The following is a 15,629-nucleotide window of genomic DNA, read 5'->3' as shown; positions in this document are numbered from 1 at the left end:
AATTAGGTCAATTACTGTATTTGCCATTATTTTCCTTTATTATGTGTAAATTATATTTATACACACAGTATTAGGGTCAATAAATGAGCAAAACCTGGGGCATTTTGATGCTAAGCGTAGTTAGCGCACCATCGCTTGCCGAAACTGAACTGACACACAAACTTTGTGGCACTTCAATGCAAACCAGAGCTTGGCAACCGCTACCTGGCGTAAAACTCGGTAATGTTGACATTAAAGCTGATGATGTAGAACTCCTTGGTACTCAAAGCGCCGAATTTACCGGCAATGTTGATATTAACACCGTTAATATGAGTTTGTCCGCACAAACTGCATTGATAGACAAGCAACGTGGTTTACTTAATGCCACAGGTCCTATTGTATATCGCGATGCTGTTAGTAACGTAAATAGCTCAGGGTTAAATGCCGATTTAAATAATTCAGAAATTAGCCTGTTAGGTGCTGATTACAAGCTAACAGAACAACAAGGTAAAGGCGGTGCTGAAAAGCTCACTATAAATGATTCTGGCTTAGTACTGATGAATGCAAGCTTTACTGCTTGTCCGGGCGAAACCCCAGCTTGGGAAATTGAAGCCGACGAAATTAATTTATCTCGCGAAGAAGGCTGGGGCGAAACTCATAACGCCATACTTCGAATTTTAAATACCCCTGTTTTGTATTTACCTTATTTTACTTTTCCATTAGACGAGCGCCGTAAATCGGGATTACTCACCCCGAGTATTTCAAGCTCAGACAAGTATGGTTTAGAAACCATTACTCCTTATTATTGGAATATTGCGCCTAACTTAGATGCCACCATCACACCACGTTATATGGCTAACAAGGGTTTGCAATTAAAAACAGAGCTTAGATATTTAACCAAGCAACATGAAGGCCTAGTGGGTATAGAATACCTAAACAAAGACGACTCAGAGCCAGCGCTTGGTGAGCGCTACATGTTTCATTGGCAGCAAAAGAGTTACTTAAACGAAAATTGGCGAGCAAGTGTTGACGTTACCAATGTAAGCGACGATAACTACATTACTGATTTAGAATCTAGTTATGCGAGTAAAACCGACACTCAACTTTATCGTACCGGCGTACTGACTCATTTAGGAGACACATGGCGGACCGATATAAAAGTTCAAAACTTTGAGGTACTGGGTGATCACTTAGAGTCGTACACTGCTATCCCACAAATTAATTTCACACAAACAGTACCATGGAAATTTGATCATTTTGATTTTAGCGTGTCTGGTGAGTTGAGCCATTTCACCAACAGCTCTGCAATTATAGATCAAGCAACTCGAGTTCATATTGAGCCAAAAGCACGGTTTGATTACGACCAATACGCATGGTCATTTTTATCTGAAGTAAGCTTATTACAAACAAATTACGATCAACAAGGTGACCTTTCTGGCACACAGTTTAAACAAAGCGTATCGCGTACTTTGCCAAAAGTACGTTTATATTCACAGCTTAATTTTGAGCGCGATACTTCCTTCCTTGTCCAAGACGGTATTCAAACACTAGAGCCGCAAATACAGTATTTATATACGCCCAATAAGGATCAATCTGATATTGGTTTATACGATACAACCAAATTACAAGACGATTATTACGGCTTATTTAGAGACACACGCTTTTCTGGTGTTGATAGAATAGCCGCTGCAAACCAGTTTACGCTCGGTGCAACAACGCGCTTATTTGATAAAAAACAAGAAGAGATTTTTAACTTTAGTGCCGGACAAATATTTTATTTATCTGATGATGCCAAGCCAACCGAGCAAAGCTTAAACTCAGATACCAATTACAATGCATTATTTGCAGCGCAAACCATGGTACATTGGCATCGTCGTTGGTATTTTTCTGCGGGTATACAGTACAACACTGATAGCAAACAAATGATTCAATCAAATGCCACTTTAGATTACAAAGGTGATAATAATCAGCTAGTGCAATTGAACCATCGCTATGCAAATGATGTCTCAGGAAATACAATCGAGCAAACAGGTGTGTTTACAAGTATTCCAATAAGTGACGAATGGCAGTTTATTGCAAGCTATCATCGCGACCTTGAAAACAACCGAAGTGTCGAAATATTAAGTGGGTTGCAGTATGAATCGTGCTGTTGGGCGTTTCAAATTACTGGTCACCGCCAAATCGAAACTGATTTAAATCAGTCAATAGGTACAGAGCAAGCCACCTTTGATTCAGGTATTAGTTTTAATTTTGTACTAAAAGGACTGGGAAGTAAAAGCCGCTATGATGCACAAAAACTATTACAACAAGGTATTTTTGGCTATCGTAGACCGTATTTTCTTAATAACTAGTATTACAAACGTACTATTAGCAAGAGTAGTAAATAGAACATGACTTTAAAAAAATTATTAGTATCAACCGTTTTAAGTATCAGCCTGTGCCAAAATGCATTTGCTGAACCAGTAGAAATTGACAAAGTTGTTGGCATTGTAAACCAAGGTGTTATTTTACAAAGCGAAGTAAACTCCATTGTTGATCGCGTAAAAAAGCAAGCCCAAGAACAAGGTCAACAATTACCTAAAGACGAAACTTTACGTGTGCAAGCCATGGAACGTTTAGTTAGCCAAGCACTGATGATGCAAATGGCTGAGCGCATGGGTTTACAAATTTCTGACAGCCAATTAGATCAAACGCTTGCTAACATTGCAAAAGAGCAAGGCGGTACAATTAGCGATTTACGACGTACGGTTGAAGCATCTGGCGATAGCTTTCAAGCATACCGTGAAGAAATACGTAAAGAAATCACAACACAACAAGTTACCCGCGCAAACGTTGACCGCCGCATTTATATTAGTGAGCAAGAAGTCGATAATTTATTAAAAATAATGGCTAGCCAAGGTCAAAGTGCAGAAGAGTATGATATTGGCCACATCCTGATCGATATTCCTAACGAAGCAACAGCAGATGAAATCTCAGCGGCTAAAATACGTGCTGATAAAGTTATTGAATTACTTAACGACGGCCAAGAATTTAAACGCATTGCAATTTCATCATCAAGTGGCTCTAAAGCACTTGAAGGCGGTCAATTAGGTTGGATGGGCATAAATGAGATGCCTTCTCTTTTCGCTGAAGCTGTAAAGAGTAAAAAGAAAGGTGCTATCGTAGGGCCACTTCGCTCAGGTGCTGGTTTCCATATTATTAAAGTCCAAGATGTGCGTGGCCTACAAGTTGTTGAAACAACAGAAGTGCGCTCACGCCACATACTTATTGAACCTTCAATTATTTTAAGCGAAGAAAAAGCACGTAACATGCTTGCTGGTTTTGCTAAAGACTTACGTGCTGGCAACGCTGATTTTGGCGAGCTCGCCAAAGAATACTCTGAAGATCCAGGCTCTGCACTTAAAGGCGGTGAATACGATTGGACTGATCCAACTACCTATGTCCCTGCGTTTAGAGATACATTACTATCGCTCAAACAAAACGAGATTAGCGAGCCTTTTAGAACCCAGTTTGGTTGGCATATAGTACAGCTACTCGACAAACGTGTTGCTGATAAAACTGAGTTAGCAAAACGTAACCGCGCACATGGCATGCTATTTAACCGTAAATTTAAAGAAGAAAGCTTCAACTGGCAGCAAGAAATGCGCGAACAAGCCCATGTTGAAATTTTCCCTACAGACGAATAAATATGACCTTAAGAATAGCAATTACACCAGGTGAACCCGCTGGCATTGGTCCAGATTTGCTTATTACGCTTGCTCAGCAAGCGTGGGATGCACAACTTGTTGTGCTTGCTGATGCCAAATTATTAAAAGAACGTGCAAAGCTTTTAGGTTTAACTATAAACCTCATTGAGTTTGACGAAAACGCTCCTGCTAAAGCAACACCAGCATGCAGTGTGTATATTTATCAAGTCAATTTAGGTGATGATGTAGAGCTAGGCGTACTTAACGATGCTAATGGCCAATACGTGTTAGACACCTTGCGTATCGCAAGCGAAAAAAACATGGATGGCACGTTTGACGCTGTAGTTACAGGTCCTGTTCATAAAGGCATTATTAATAAAGCCGGTATTTCGTTCAGTGGCCACACAGAGTATTTTGCACAGCAGTCAAACACAGCAGATGTTGTCATGTTATTAGCCACAGAAGGGCTTCGTGTTGCGCTTGTTACAACACACATCCCGCTGGCTTATGTTTCTCGTGCAATCACCGAAGACCGCCTGACCAAGGTTGCCACTATTTTAGATCACGACTTACGGACTAAGTTTGGTATTGAAAAGCCACGTATATTAGTTTGTGGGTTAAATCCGCACGCTGGTGAAGATGGTCACTTGGGCCGTGAAGAAATAGACACAATTACCCCTACCCTTGATATTTTAAGAAGCCAAGGGATGAATTTAATTGGTCCACTACCTGCCGATACATTATTTCAGGATAAATACCTTTCAGAAGCCGATGCCGTACTTGCTATGTATCACGATCAGGGTTTACCTGTGCTAAAATACAAAGGATTTGGTAAATCGGTGAATATCACGCTGGGTTTACCTTTTATTCGCACTTCAGTTGACCACGGTACAGCGCTAGATTTAGCTGGTACAGGTACCGCCGATGTTGGAAGTTTTGAATTAGCGATCCGCGAAGCAATTAAGCTCGCCCATGAAAAAGCACAAAATCAATGACCGATAAAGTACATTTAGGACACCGCGCCCGAAAACGTTTTGGACAAAACTTTCTATTTGATGAAATGATCATCGATAAAATAGTTTCAGCAATCGATCCTAAACCAGAAGATAATTTAGTAGAAATAGGCCCAGGCCTAGGTGCGATCACCGAACCTGTTGCTGAACTTAGCGGACACCTAACAGTTGTAGAGCTAGATAAAGACCTTGCAAAACGCTTAATTGAACACCCATTTTTAGGGCCAAAATTAACGGTAAACCAAGGCGATGCAATGAAGTACGACTTCGCAAGCTTAGTTAAAGACGACAAAAAGTTAAAAGTGTTTGGTAATTTACCTTACAACATCTCTACGCCATTGTTATTTCATCTTTTTGAGTTTGCCGATAACATTGAGCACATGCACTTTATGCTTCAAAAAGAAGTTGTAAAGCGCATGGTTGCAGGCCCTGGTAGTAAAACATTTGGTCGTTTAAGTGTAATGACGCAGTACTACTGTAATGCAATGCCTGTAATTGAAGTGCCGCCAGAATGTTTTAAGCCCGCTCCTAAAGTTGACTCTGCAGTTATTCGCTTAATTCCTAAAAAGCCTGAGCAACGTACAGCTAAAAGCGTAAAAATACTCAACACAGTCTGTTTAGAAGCGTTTAATCAACGTCGTAAAACATTACGAAATAGTCTTGGCAACTTACTAACAGCCGATGAAATGGCAAGCATAGGTATTGATGCTACATTACGCGCTGAAAGCTTGTCTCTACAACAATTTATCGATATAGCTAACTGGATTTATGACAAAGAGCAGTAATATTGGGTCACCTGTAAAGGTGTCTGTAGAAACATTTTATGTTGAAGGTCAATCGCAGCCGGAAATAGAAAAATACGTATTTGCTTATTCTGTAACAATAAAAAACCATAGCTTATGCAGTGCTAAGCTATTGCACCGTTATTGGTTAATTACAGACGCAAACGGCAAAGAAGTTGAAGTTGAAGGCGAAGGCGTTGTTGGCGAAACCCCAACAATTGGCCCAGGTGAGAGTTACAAATACACCAGTGGTGCTATCCTAGATACACCTGTTGGTACAATGCAAGGCCACTACACGCTACGCAATGAGTTTGGCGCAGAGTTTGAAGCACCTATTAATGTATTTCGTTTAGCTTGCCCTAATATTTTGCATTAGTAAAAACGCTACATGGCCGATTATGCAATAGGTGATTTACAAGGGTGCTTCAAAGAATTCAGCACTTTATTACAACGGGTTAATTTTAACCCAAGTAAAGATCACCTATATTTAGTGGGTGACATTATTGCCCGTGGTCCAGACTCACTTGCTTGTCTTGATTTCATCTATCAACATCAAGACAGCATGACCATCACACTGGGTAACCATGATTTACACATGATTGCTTGTTATTTTTTAAATAAGCCGACTAACCCAAAAGATAAATTAGCCCCTATTTTTAAAAGTAGCTTACTAAAGCGTTATATCTCTTTTTTACAAACCCAACCACTCGCTTTATATTTAAAAACACATAATTGCTTTATCTCCCATGCAGGCTTAAACCCTGATTGGTCAATTGAAGACGCATTGCAACACGCAAAATTTGCTCAAGATTGCTATCAATCAAAGAATGCAAAAAACTTTTTTGAGCATATGTACTCTCCTCATCCTAAAACGTGGTCAACAACACTTAATGACTATGAAAAATTTAGATACATAGTCAATTACTTTACCCGAATGCGTTTTTTAACCCGCAATAATATGCTTGACCTTAATGCAAAAGGCGCAATAGCAGATAGTAATTCGTTAACACCTTGGTTTATGCACAAGAATATTCTCACACTTAAGGATGAGCTTATTTTTGGCCACTGGGCATCGCTTGAAGGTAAAACAGACCTCAATCACATTCACGCGTTAGATACAGGCTGCGTGTGGGGCAACGGGATGACGTTAATGAATATAAAAACAAAAAATCTAATTATAGAAAAATGATTCTTTTCACCTAAATAACCTGAAAAATTCCAATACATCTGTTAGATTTATAAACTAATAGTTAAAATTAATTAAAGTAATTGATTTTAATTACTTAACTTATCCGGATAAAAGCCGATAAGTTTTAATTAAGTATCTTTGAGTGGAAATCCATATGAATCTAACAGTGAGCCAACGTATTTGGGGTGGTTTTATATTTATCACGCTATTACTTTTAATTATTGGCGGCAATTCGTTAATTAAAATAGCTAATATAGACCGTTCTACTCAACAGGTGAACCAGCTATCATTACCCGCATTAAACAAAAGTTCAGAGCTACAAGCTGAATTCATATTAATGAGTAAGGCAGCACAAGCAAGTTTTTATACTTCATCTGCAAGTGAGCTTGAACCCATTAAAAAAAGAGTATTCGAACAAAAAAAATCATTCAACGAACTCCATGCACAGCTTCAGAGCGTTGTTAAAAACGATCCTGAACTAAGTAAAAGTAGCCAAAGTGTTGAGCAAACGTATAAAAACTTTATAGGTATTGTTGAAGACTTACTCGAAGATAAAAATAAACAACTGGCGCTAAATAAAACACTCTCTGCACAAATTGAAGCCATTGAGCTTAGCGCAGAAGATGCTAACTCAGTAGTTTTAGACATAATAGATATAGATGGTTTTGAACAAGACCACCCTCGTGCTTTTCAAGCTGCAAATAACTTGGAAAATAACTTTATGTCGGTGGTTACCAACAGTACCGATATGTTAACAGTAAAAACATTAACCACATTAGATATAGTTAAAAGCGAGCAAACCTACTACCTTGAAGAAGTAACACGCACTGTTGCTCTGATTAAACCGGCTATAGAACAAAGCCATAGCGACTTGTTTAATGACCTTAAAGAGCATGTTGAAGCACTTGAGAGTAACGTAAAAGGTAATAATAGTTTAGCTGCGAATAAAAAACGTTTAATTGATTCAATTGCGCTCACTGAAAAAGAGCTAGCCGATTCAGAGGCCGCAACAAAAATAGCACTTAACCAAATTGACGAGTTAGTTTCGCAAGCAAGTAATGTTGCTTTTGAGCTGCAAAAAGGCGTTCGTAATGACGTAGACTCAGCAAACTTATGGACGTGGGCGGGCATGATTATCGCAACTTTACTCGCTATCGCCATTGCATATATAACCGTAAGCCGTATTACAAAACCACTTGCCGAAGTAAACAGAATTTTAGATATTGTAGCCAGTGGTGATATGACTCAACGCTTGGATGACAGCGCTAAAGACGAATTTGGTGAGTTATCTAAAAGCTGTAATACTTTAATAGACAGCCTACGCAGCTTAATTAAAGGTATTATTTCTCGCTCGACTCAATTAGCAGCTGCATCAGAAGAAACCTCAGCCATTACTGCTGAATCAAGCCAAGCTATTAGCAATCAGCAGGCACAAGTACAGCAGGCAGCAACAGCAACGACTGAAATGAGCAGCACATCGCAAACAGTAAGCAATAGTGCACAGCAAGCATTAAGCGAAATTAAAAACGCAGATAAAGAAGCTGAGCGTGTTAAAGGTATTTCAAACAATAACAAAGCAACTATTGAGCAATTAGCTCGCGAGGTTGATGATGCCTCTCAAGTTATTAATAAGCTTCACCAAGATAGCGCATCGATTGGCAGCATACTTGATGTTATTCGTGGAATTGCAGATCAAACTAACTTACTCGCGCTTAACGCCGCAATCGAAGCCGCCCGTGCAGGTGAATACGGCCGTGGCTTTGCCGTTGTAGCAGACGAAGTACGCTCACTGGCAAGTAAAACTCAAGAGTCGACACAAGAGATCCAATCAATGATTGAATCGCTACAAACGGGCGCAGAAGCGGCTGTAACAGCAATGACCAAAGGTAAGCAACGTGCGGTATCGTGTGTAGAGCAAACTGACTTAGCAAGTACAGCGCTTGACTCAATCACCTTTGCGGTATCGCAAGCCCATGACGTGAGTGAAGAAATATCTACAGCAGCACTTGAGCAACAACAAGTGGCTGAAGAAATTAGTGAACGTTTAGAGTCTATTGTTGCTATTGCAGAACAAACAGCTGAAGGCGCAAGCCAAACTAATATCTCAAGTTCTGAAGTAGCAAAACTAGCCGAAGAGCTGCGTTTATCGGTAGACGAGTTTAAAGTTTAAAACGCTTTGCATATACTAAAAACCCCGTTAGCACCATGTGTTAACGGGGTTTTCTTTATAGCATTAGAAAGTAAAGGTAGTTACTTTTGGCAATGTGAACAAAAAACAGTACTACGCTGCCCCAGCCTTATTTCTTCCAGCTCATTATCACACGTTAAACAGGGCTTTCCTTTTCGCCCATATACCAATAGCTCTTGAGCAAAATAACCCGGCTTACCATCACTTTGTGCAAAGTCTTTAAGCGTGGTACCACCTTGAGTTATAGCGGCAGCAAGCGTGTCTTTTATTATAGGGATAAGTGCTTGATAGCGCTTAAGTGACACCTTCCCCGCTTCGCGCTTTGGATGAATCCCAGCTTTAAACAATGACTCGTTAGCGTAAATATTCCCAACCCCTACTACCACAGCGTTATCCATAATAAACTGTTTTACAGGTACTTTTTTATTGCGTGACTGCTCGTATACGCGCTTTGCGAAAAAGTTATCCGTTAAGGGCTCTGGGCCAAGCTTTGAGAGTAACTTATGCACCTCACCTGGCTCTTGCCATAAGCAACACCCAAAGCGGCGAGGATCGTTTAAGCGCAGCGCTTTATCATTAGCAAATACAAATTCAACATGGTCGTGCTTTTTTAAAGGCTCGCTCTTATCTACAACCCGTAGGTTACCTGACATACCTAAATGTAAAATAGTGCTACCAAGCTCACAATGCAGCAATAAATATTTTGCACGGCGCTCAATATTGGTAACAGTTAACCCCTCTAGCTGGTAAACATCGTCAGGTACTGGCCAGCGCATACTCGCATTATAAATATTAACCTTGGTTACAACTTGGTTTTTTATGTGAGGAGTAATGCCCATTCGGCTCACTTCTACCTCTGGTAATTCAGGCATTAATTAGACCCACTTTGTGAAAAATCAAAACTAGGAAACAACTGTGTAGCTGTAGTTATATCAAGTGAAAATACGCGCTGAGTACTTTTTTCGAGTAAATAATACTGATTATTTCCTTTGTAAAGTAAATATACCCAAGGCAAACTTTCTCCAGCTAATTCAAATGTGGCAACAAACAAAGGCGCATTTGGGTTAAAAACCACAGACTCATTAACCACTGGCAACTGTATTCCTTGCCAAATATTAACAAGTTCTTGTAGTTGTTGCTCTGATGGTTGCCAAAAAACAGGCACATCTTTTTTTATTGCAGTTGTACGCCAACTAGTACCAATACGCTCAATTTTTTGATCAACAAAACTAAGGGTTAAAACAAAGCTTTGTGTAGGTAACACCGCTTGCAATGTGGGCTCTTGTTCACCACTTAAAAACTGCTTATGCCAACCATTTAAAAAGAAAATCATAATCAGCATCGAGAAGATTATAACGTTATTCCACCCCTTACGGCCCAGTCGCATATTTATACACCTAGTAAATTCAATATTTTAAAGTGTAACTAAAACTTAATTGCACTGTCTATATGTTAAAGGGCGCAGACTTTGTTAGAATATCGGCAAATTTAAAGGAGTTCCGTCAATGTCTATGTATGTAGTGGGCCATAAAATCCCAGATTCAGATTCTATTTGTGGTGCAATTGCACTGGCTTATTTAAAAAACCAAATTGATGAGCCGGCAATACCAACTCGTCTTGGTGAAGTTTCACCAGAAACTCAATTTATCCTTGATAAATTTGGCTTCGAAGCACCTGAGCTTAAACTAAGCTACGCGGGTGAAGATGTTTATATTGTCGATCACACAGAAAAAACACAAGCACCTGATGATATCGACCAAGCCCGTGTTGTTGGCGTGGTAGATCACCATAAATTAGGTGACTTAACATCATCTACTCCGCTTGAATGTTGGATCCGTCCTGTTGGCTGCTCAAATACCATTATTAAAATGATGTACGATTTTTACAGCGTAGAAATCCCTAAAGACATCGCAGGTATTATGATGTGTGCAATTTTAAGCGACACCGTAATATTTAAATCACCTACATGTACCACTGCCGATATTAAATGTGTTGAAGCACTTGCTGAAATTGCGGGTGTTGAAGACTTTAAAGAACTAGGCATGGATATGTTCCGCGTTAAGTCTGCAGTAGAAGATACACCTGCACGTGACTTAGTTATGCGTGACTTTAAAGATTTCAACATGAACGGTAACCTAGTAGGTATTGGCCAACTAGAAGTAATCGACCTTGCTGTGTTTGACGATATTAAAGCTGACCTTGAAGCTGATATTGCAAAGCTTAAAGCCGAAGGTAATCGTCACTCAGTATTTTTGCTGCTTACCGATATTATGAAAGAAGGCTCACAAATGCTAATTGTATCTGACGATGCAAACTTAGTTGAGCAGGCTTACGGCGTAAAACCAGAAAATGATAAAGTATGGTTAGATGGTGTATTAAGCCGTAAAAAGCAAGTAGTACCTCCACTACAAGATGCCTTTGCTAAAGCCTAATAGCTTTAATAAATAACACTAAAAAGCCGATATTGCATAGGCATTATCGGCTTTTTTGTTTTTAAATTTACGGTTACAGTACCAAATCGCTAAATTACGCGATTTATTTTAAGATAAGAAAACGCTACAAACACAGCTCTCTAAATGGCAATGTTGCTGCGCCTATCGACACCGGAAAATTATCAATATTAGACACCACCAGCTTAGGCATTGGGCGTTTAGCACCTCGTCTAAATTGCGCGTAAACCTCAGTACGTGCTATCACTTTTTCAGCCAGCTCTTTAGGTATATGGCCGCCAATAATAATCGCTTCTGCATCTAATAACGCCGAGCAACAGGTTGCTACTAGATCAAATGAATCTTGAACTTTAAATAGCCACTCTTCTACGCCTGGCCATTCTGGGTCAAAGTTATCGTGTAGATCGTAAATTGAATCAACCGCTACGCCATTTTTTTTCAAAATACGTTTCAGTAACTCTAAATTTGGATGAGCATATAGTTTAGGCGGTAGCATATCGCCAAGCTCGCCAGCGTTACCGTATGTACCACGCAGTACGTCGCCGTTATTAACTATACCGCCACCAAATGCCGCCGATACAAACATATATACAAAGTTTTTATATTCACGGCCAATACCTGCAACGCCCTCGCCTGCAGCTGCGCCTGTGGCGTCGTTAACCACCCAAGTAGGTAGCTGAAAACACTGCGATACAATATCGATAATATCAACTTGCGACCACTCTTCTAGCATATGGTGGGTATTCATTTTGCCATCCATAGAACTAAAAAAACCTGAAATACCCACGCCCATACCCAGTATTTTATCGCTTGGAATATCGCGTTCTGCGCTTATGTCATCCACCAGCTTTTTCGCGCATTTAAGCACGTTATTGATGCTCATATCCGACATTAGCTGCATGTGGGTGTAAACCACTTTGCCAGTAAAATCCATAACCGCAAGTGAAATGGCATCAAGCAAAATAGCTAAACCAAAGGTAAACCCGTAATCAGGGTTTAGCGCAATGCCAAACCCAGGTTTGCCTTTTTTATTAGGAATAAGCGTATCGGTTTGCACTATTACGCCGTGCTGAGTTAACGACTTAAGTAAACGCGAGACAGTTTGCTGCGGAATTCGGGTTGCGCTCACAATATGGCTTTGTGTTACGTATTGCTCCCAAAACACCACTTTAATAATATCACGCTCAATGTCTTGAAAAAGCTTATCGCCTTTTCCAAGCTCAAAACCTGAGCGTAATAACTTACTGTTATTTAGCGAAAACATAGCTATTAACCCTAATAAAATTGGAGCTCAAGATTACGTTAAACCACTATAAAGAACAAGTATGGCGCAGCGCCTACTCAATCACAATCACTCTAAAATCGTTAACGTTAGTGTTTGTTGGCCCAGTAATAATTAAATCATCAATAGCTTTAAAAAATTGATAGCTGTTGTGACCTTGTAACTGCGCTTGTAAGTTCTCCCCGGCGGCTTGTGCGCGAGCAATCGTACTGCAATCTATGTACGCACCAGCAACGTCTTTACTACCGTCAACGCCATCGGTATCGCACGCTATTGCATAAATACCGGCTTCGCCGTTTAGCGCATCAGCCAGTGCCATTAAATACTCTTGATTGGGGCCGCCATCGCCATATACATCGGCAACAGTTACTGTAAGCTCGCCACCTGAGAACAACATAACCCGCTTGCCTTGTTCTTTTTGCTCAAGGGCAATTTTAGCGTGGGCTAGGGCAACGTCTTTCGCCTCTCCTTGAATATCGTATCCAAGTACTTGCGTATCCCAACCTTGATGCTCTGCTACATTTATTGCGCTATCTATGGCGTGCTGCGCATTAGCTACAATAAAGTGCTCCCCAACTGTATCGGCTGCACCCGCTTGCTCAGGTTTTAGTAAATGGGCTTCAATCTCACTTATGACTGGCCAATTGTACTTTTGTAAAATAGCCAGTGCATCAGCTTTAGTGCTGCCATCGCTAACAGTAGGGCCTGAGGCAATATCGCTTGGCTTATCGCCTACTACATCAGAAATAATCAGCGTTACATAATCCGATTTAGCCGCTTGCGCTAACTTACCGCCTTTAACAAGCGAGAGTTGTTTACGCACAACATTAATTTCATCAACACTTGCACCACTTTTAAGTAAAAACTGATTAAGCGCCTGCTTTTTCGCAAACGGTACATCATCAACAGGCAGACACATCAATGACGAACCGCCACCCGAAATAATAAACAAAATAGGAATATCGGCAGGGTTATTTTTTACCAGCTCTAACAGCGCTTTACCTGCTGCTAAACTGTTATCGTCAGGTGTTGGGTGGTTAGCGCTAAGTACTTTTATGCGCCCAGTATCGCTATCACTTTCATAGCCATAACGCGTCACTACAGCGCCAAAGCATTTATCACCATAAAAGCGATTAACCTCAGCGGCCATTTCTGCGGCCGCTTTACCTGCACCTACTACACATAAGCCATTGCTGGCATCTATATTTTTTAAGTACTTGCTCATGCAATCACTCGGTTTACAGGCATTTACCGCAGTGGTAAATAAATCGATTAAAAACGACTTGTTAGCATCCATTAGTCAAAGCTCACGAAAAAATTGAAGGAATAGCAAAGCAAATTAATATCATCACTACAAACATGCTCAGCAGCATAACGATATCTTTACCGGTTAAAATAGAGTTTGAGATTGTCGCAGCGTTTTGCGCTTTAGCGACTTCGTTTACTTCACGAGGAATAACGCGACTGGTTACATAAATAATAATTGCAGTGCTTACAAAGCCAATGAAGTTCCACCAAAACCAAAATACATCAGGCGCAAATATCGACACCAACAAGTTAATTAGTACACCACTAATTAAGCCTATATTTGCATGCAGGGCAGCACTTCGCTTACTTAACACTGCTATTAAAAATACTGCGAGTATTGGGCCATAAAATAGTGAGCCCACTTTGTTAATTGCTTCAATAATAGTGGGCGCTATGTCACCAGCAAAAAGTGATAACACAAGCGTAATTGCGCCCCATGCTAAGCCTAAGTACTTAGCCAGTTTTAAATACGTTGGTTGGTCTAGCTCTTTATTAGAAATACGGCTGTAATCTTCAATACTGACCGCCGAAAGCGAGTTAATAGCTGAGCTGAGTGACGACATAGCCGCCGATAAAATAGCTACAACTAATAAACCAATTAGGCCATGCGGCAAGTAATCTAAAATAAATATTGGCATCATCCAATCTGGGTTATCGGCTGGAATTTTTGCTAAAAAGTCAGGATTAGTCATAGCCAGTGTGCCTACAATTAAACCCGACACACAATATAAAATAGTAATAGGAAAACGCACTACCCCGTTGGCTAAAATCATGTAGCGCAAGTTTTTAGGATCTTTTGCACTAAGGGCACGCTGTGCCTGCGTTTGGTCACACCCGTAGTAAGAAGCGTAAAGTACTACACCACCAAAAATCATAGGTAAAAAGCCAAAGCCGTCACCACTAAAGCCAAACGAATCAAGCTTTATAGCTTCTAATCGGCTCGAATCAACATTTGCAATAAAGGTATCAACGCCACCTAAGTGATAAAGCCCAAAACCAATACAGGCAATGGTGCCAAGTACAATGATGATCATTTGAATGGCATCACCATACACAACCGCTTTCATACCGCCTTGTAGTGAATATAACACCGTGATCACGCCGGTAAGCACAATAGCCTGCCACGCTTCTATGCCCATGGTGCCTTGTAAAATAAGCGATACTGCATAAATCATAATACCGGTGGCAAATGCGCGGCTAAACTGAAATACCACACTAATAAGCACACGGGTTGAGCGGCCAAAACGCATTTCTAAGTAATCGTAAATACTGACAATACCGCTTTTATAAAGCTTAGGTAAAATAGTCGCTAAAATTAAAATCATCGCCAGCGGTACACCTAACTCATACGAGAGCCATTGCATACCACCGCCTTCACGCAAACCAACAAATGCAGGAGCCGAAATAAAGCTAATAGCCGAAAGCTGAGTGGCCATTACCGACAAAGCCAGCGGTTTCCATCCTAAGCTTTTGCCTCCTAAAAAGTAATCACTTTTATTGGTTTGTTCGCGTAGCATAAACCCCATTACCAATAAGGCACCAAGGTAGAGAGCAACTATTGAAAAATCTAATATATTCATAATTATTTCGCGTATTCACATTAAGAAAACACAGCGCCTTCTCAAAAATAAAAAACCAAATTTGCTATTTGCTTACTTCTAAAAAGTACCTAAAAACAAGCCTATCACTAACTTAGCTGAAAATTGCATCACAATGCAAAAAGCCTATTAACCCCAAAGTAGGTTAATAGGC

13 protein-coding genes are annotated in these 15,629 nt (G+C 40.3%); 8 read left to right on the top strand and 5 right to left on the bottom strand.

The genetic code is table 11. The features are described 5' to 3' along the window. Positions 1–83 precede the first annotated feature (83 nt). The 7 genes from lptD (at position 84) to R0J88_RS09295 (ending at position 8,819) form a co-directional block, all read left to right on the top strand. Entirely contained in the window at positions 84–2,330 is a 2,247-nt protein-coding gene (gene lptD / locus R0J88_RS09325; protein WP_410899748.1) for an LPS assembly protein LptD, read from the top strand. Between the two features lie 39 nt (positions 2,331–2,369). Beyond that, complete coding sequence (surA, locus tag R0J88_RS09320; RefSeq protein ID WP_410899747.1) at positions 2,370–3,665, top strand: peptidylprolyl isomerase SurA; 1,296 nt, start codon at positions 2,370–2,372, stop codon at positions 3,663–3,665. Between the two features lie 2 nt (positions 3,666–3,667). Then, positions 3,668–4,660 (top strand): 4-hydroxythreonine-4-phosphate dehydrogenase PdxA, encoded by a 993-nt coding sequence (pdxA, locus tag R0J88_RS09315; RefSeq protein ID WP_410899746.1) that lies wholly within the window; start codon positions 3,668–3,670, stop codon positions 4,658–4,660. Continuing rightward, positions 4,657–5,463 (top strand): 16S rRNA (adenine(1518)-N(6)/adenine(1519)-N(6))-dimethyltransferase RsmA, encoded by an 807-nt coding sequence (gene rsmA, locus R0J88_RS09310; RefSeq protein WP_010556602.1) that lies wholly within the window; start codon positions 4,657–4,659, stop codon positions 5,461–5,463. The genes pdxA and rsmA overlap by 4 nt, the downstream gene beginning before the upstream one ends. After that, the gene (gene apaG / locus R0J88_RS09305; RefSeq protein ID WP_006793227.1) at positions 5,447–5,836 is read left to right on the top strand and encodes a Co2+/Mg2+ efflux protein ApaG; all 390 of its coding nucleotides are present in this window, start codon (positions 5,447–5,449) and stop codon (positions 5,834–5,836) included. Before rsmA ends, apaG begins: the two co-directional genes overlap by 17 nt. A gap of 12 nt (positions 5,837–5,848) precedes the next feature. Beyond that, positions 5,849–6,649 carry a symmetrical bis(5'-nucleosyl)-tetraphosphatase gene (locus R0J88_RS09300; protein ID WP_410899745.1) on the top strand — a complete coding sequence of 267 codons (801 nt, stop codon included), beginning with the start codon at positions 5,849–5,851 and terminating at the stop codon, positions 6,647–6,649. A gap of 154 nt (positions 6,650–6,803) precedes the next feature. Then, a complete protein-coding gene (locus R0J88_RS09295) occupies positions 6,804–8,819 on the top strand; it encodes a methyl-accepting chemotaxis protein (protein WP_410899744.1) in 2,016 nt (671 codons plus the stop codon). 80 nt (positions 8,820–8,899) lie between these two features. On the opposite strand, the gene mutM is transcribed toward R0J88_RS09295, so the two are convergent. Further along, positions 8,900–9,709, bottom strand: coding sequence for a bifunctional DNA-formamidopyrimidine glycosylase/DNA-(apurinic or apyrimidinic site) lyase (gene mutM, locus R0J88_RS09290; RefSeq protein ID WP_006793230.1), 810 nt, complete (start codon positions 9,707–9,709; stop codon positions 8,900–8,902). Next, a complete protein-coding gene (locus R0J88_RS09285; protein ID WP_276753904.1) occupies positions 9,709–10,224 on the bottom strand; it encodes a hypothetical protein in 516 nt (171 codons plus the stop codon). The genes mutM and R0J88_RS09285 overlap by 1 nt, the downstream gene beginning before the upstream one ends. A 118-nt stretch (positions 10,225–10,342) precedes the next feature. Here R0J88_RS09285 and R0J88_RS09280 point away from each other — a divergent pair, with 118 nt between their 5' ends. Further along, entirely contained in the window at positions 10,343–11,269 is a 927-nt protein-coding gene (locus tag R0J88_RS09280; protein WP_010556607.1) for a manganese-dependent inorganic pyrophosphatase, read from the top strand. 124 nt (positions 11,270–11,393) lie between these two features. On the opposite strand, the gene R0J88_RS09275 is transcribed toward R0J88_RS09280, so the two are convergent. The 3 genes from R0J88_RS09275 to R0J88_RS09265 form a co-directional block, all read right to left on the bottom strand. After that, positions 11,394–12,551: an ROK family transcriptional regulator gene (locus tag R0J88_RS09275; RefSeq protein WP_410899743.1), complete on the bottom strand. Its 1,158-nt coding sequence runs from the start codon at positions 12,549–12,551 to the stop codon at positions 11,394–11,396. A gap of 73 nt (positions 12,552–12,624) precedes the next feature. Then, positions 12,625–13,866: a glycerate kinase gene (locus tag R0J88_RS09270; RefSeq protein ID WP_410899742.1), complete on the bottom strand. Its 1,242-nt coding sequence runs from the start codon at positions 13,864–13,866 to the stop codon at positions 12,625–12,627. 10 nt (positions 13,867–13,876) lie between these two features. Then, positions 13,877–15,457 carry a sodium:solute symporter gene (locus R0J88_RS09265; protein ID WP_410899741.1) on the bottom strand — a complete coding sequence of 527 codons (1,581 nt, stop codon included), beginning with the start codon at positions 15,455–15,457 and terminating at the stop codon, positions 13,877–13,879. Between the last annotated feature and the right edge of the window lie 172 nt (positions 15,458–15,629).

It is taken from the genome of Pseudoalteromonas sp. SIMBA_162 (assembly GCF_046535955.1).
GTDB classification, from domain to species: Bacteria; Pseudomonadota; Gammaproteobacteria; order Enterobacterales; family Alteromonadaceae; genus Pseudoalteromonas; species Pseudoalteromonas marina.
Note: the sequence above shows the minus strand (reverse complement) of the source record. Positions and strands in the feature narration are given on the sequence as shown.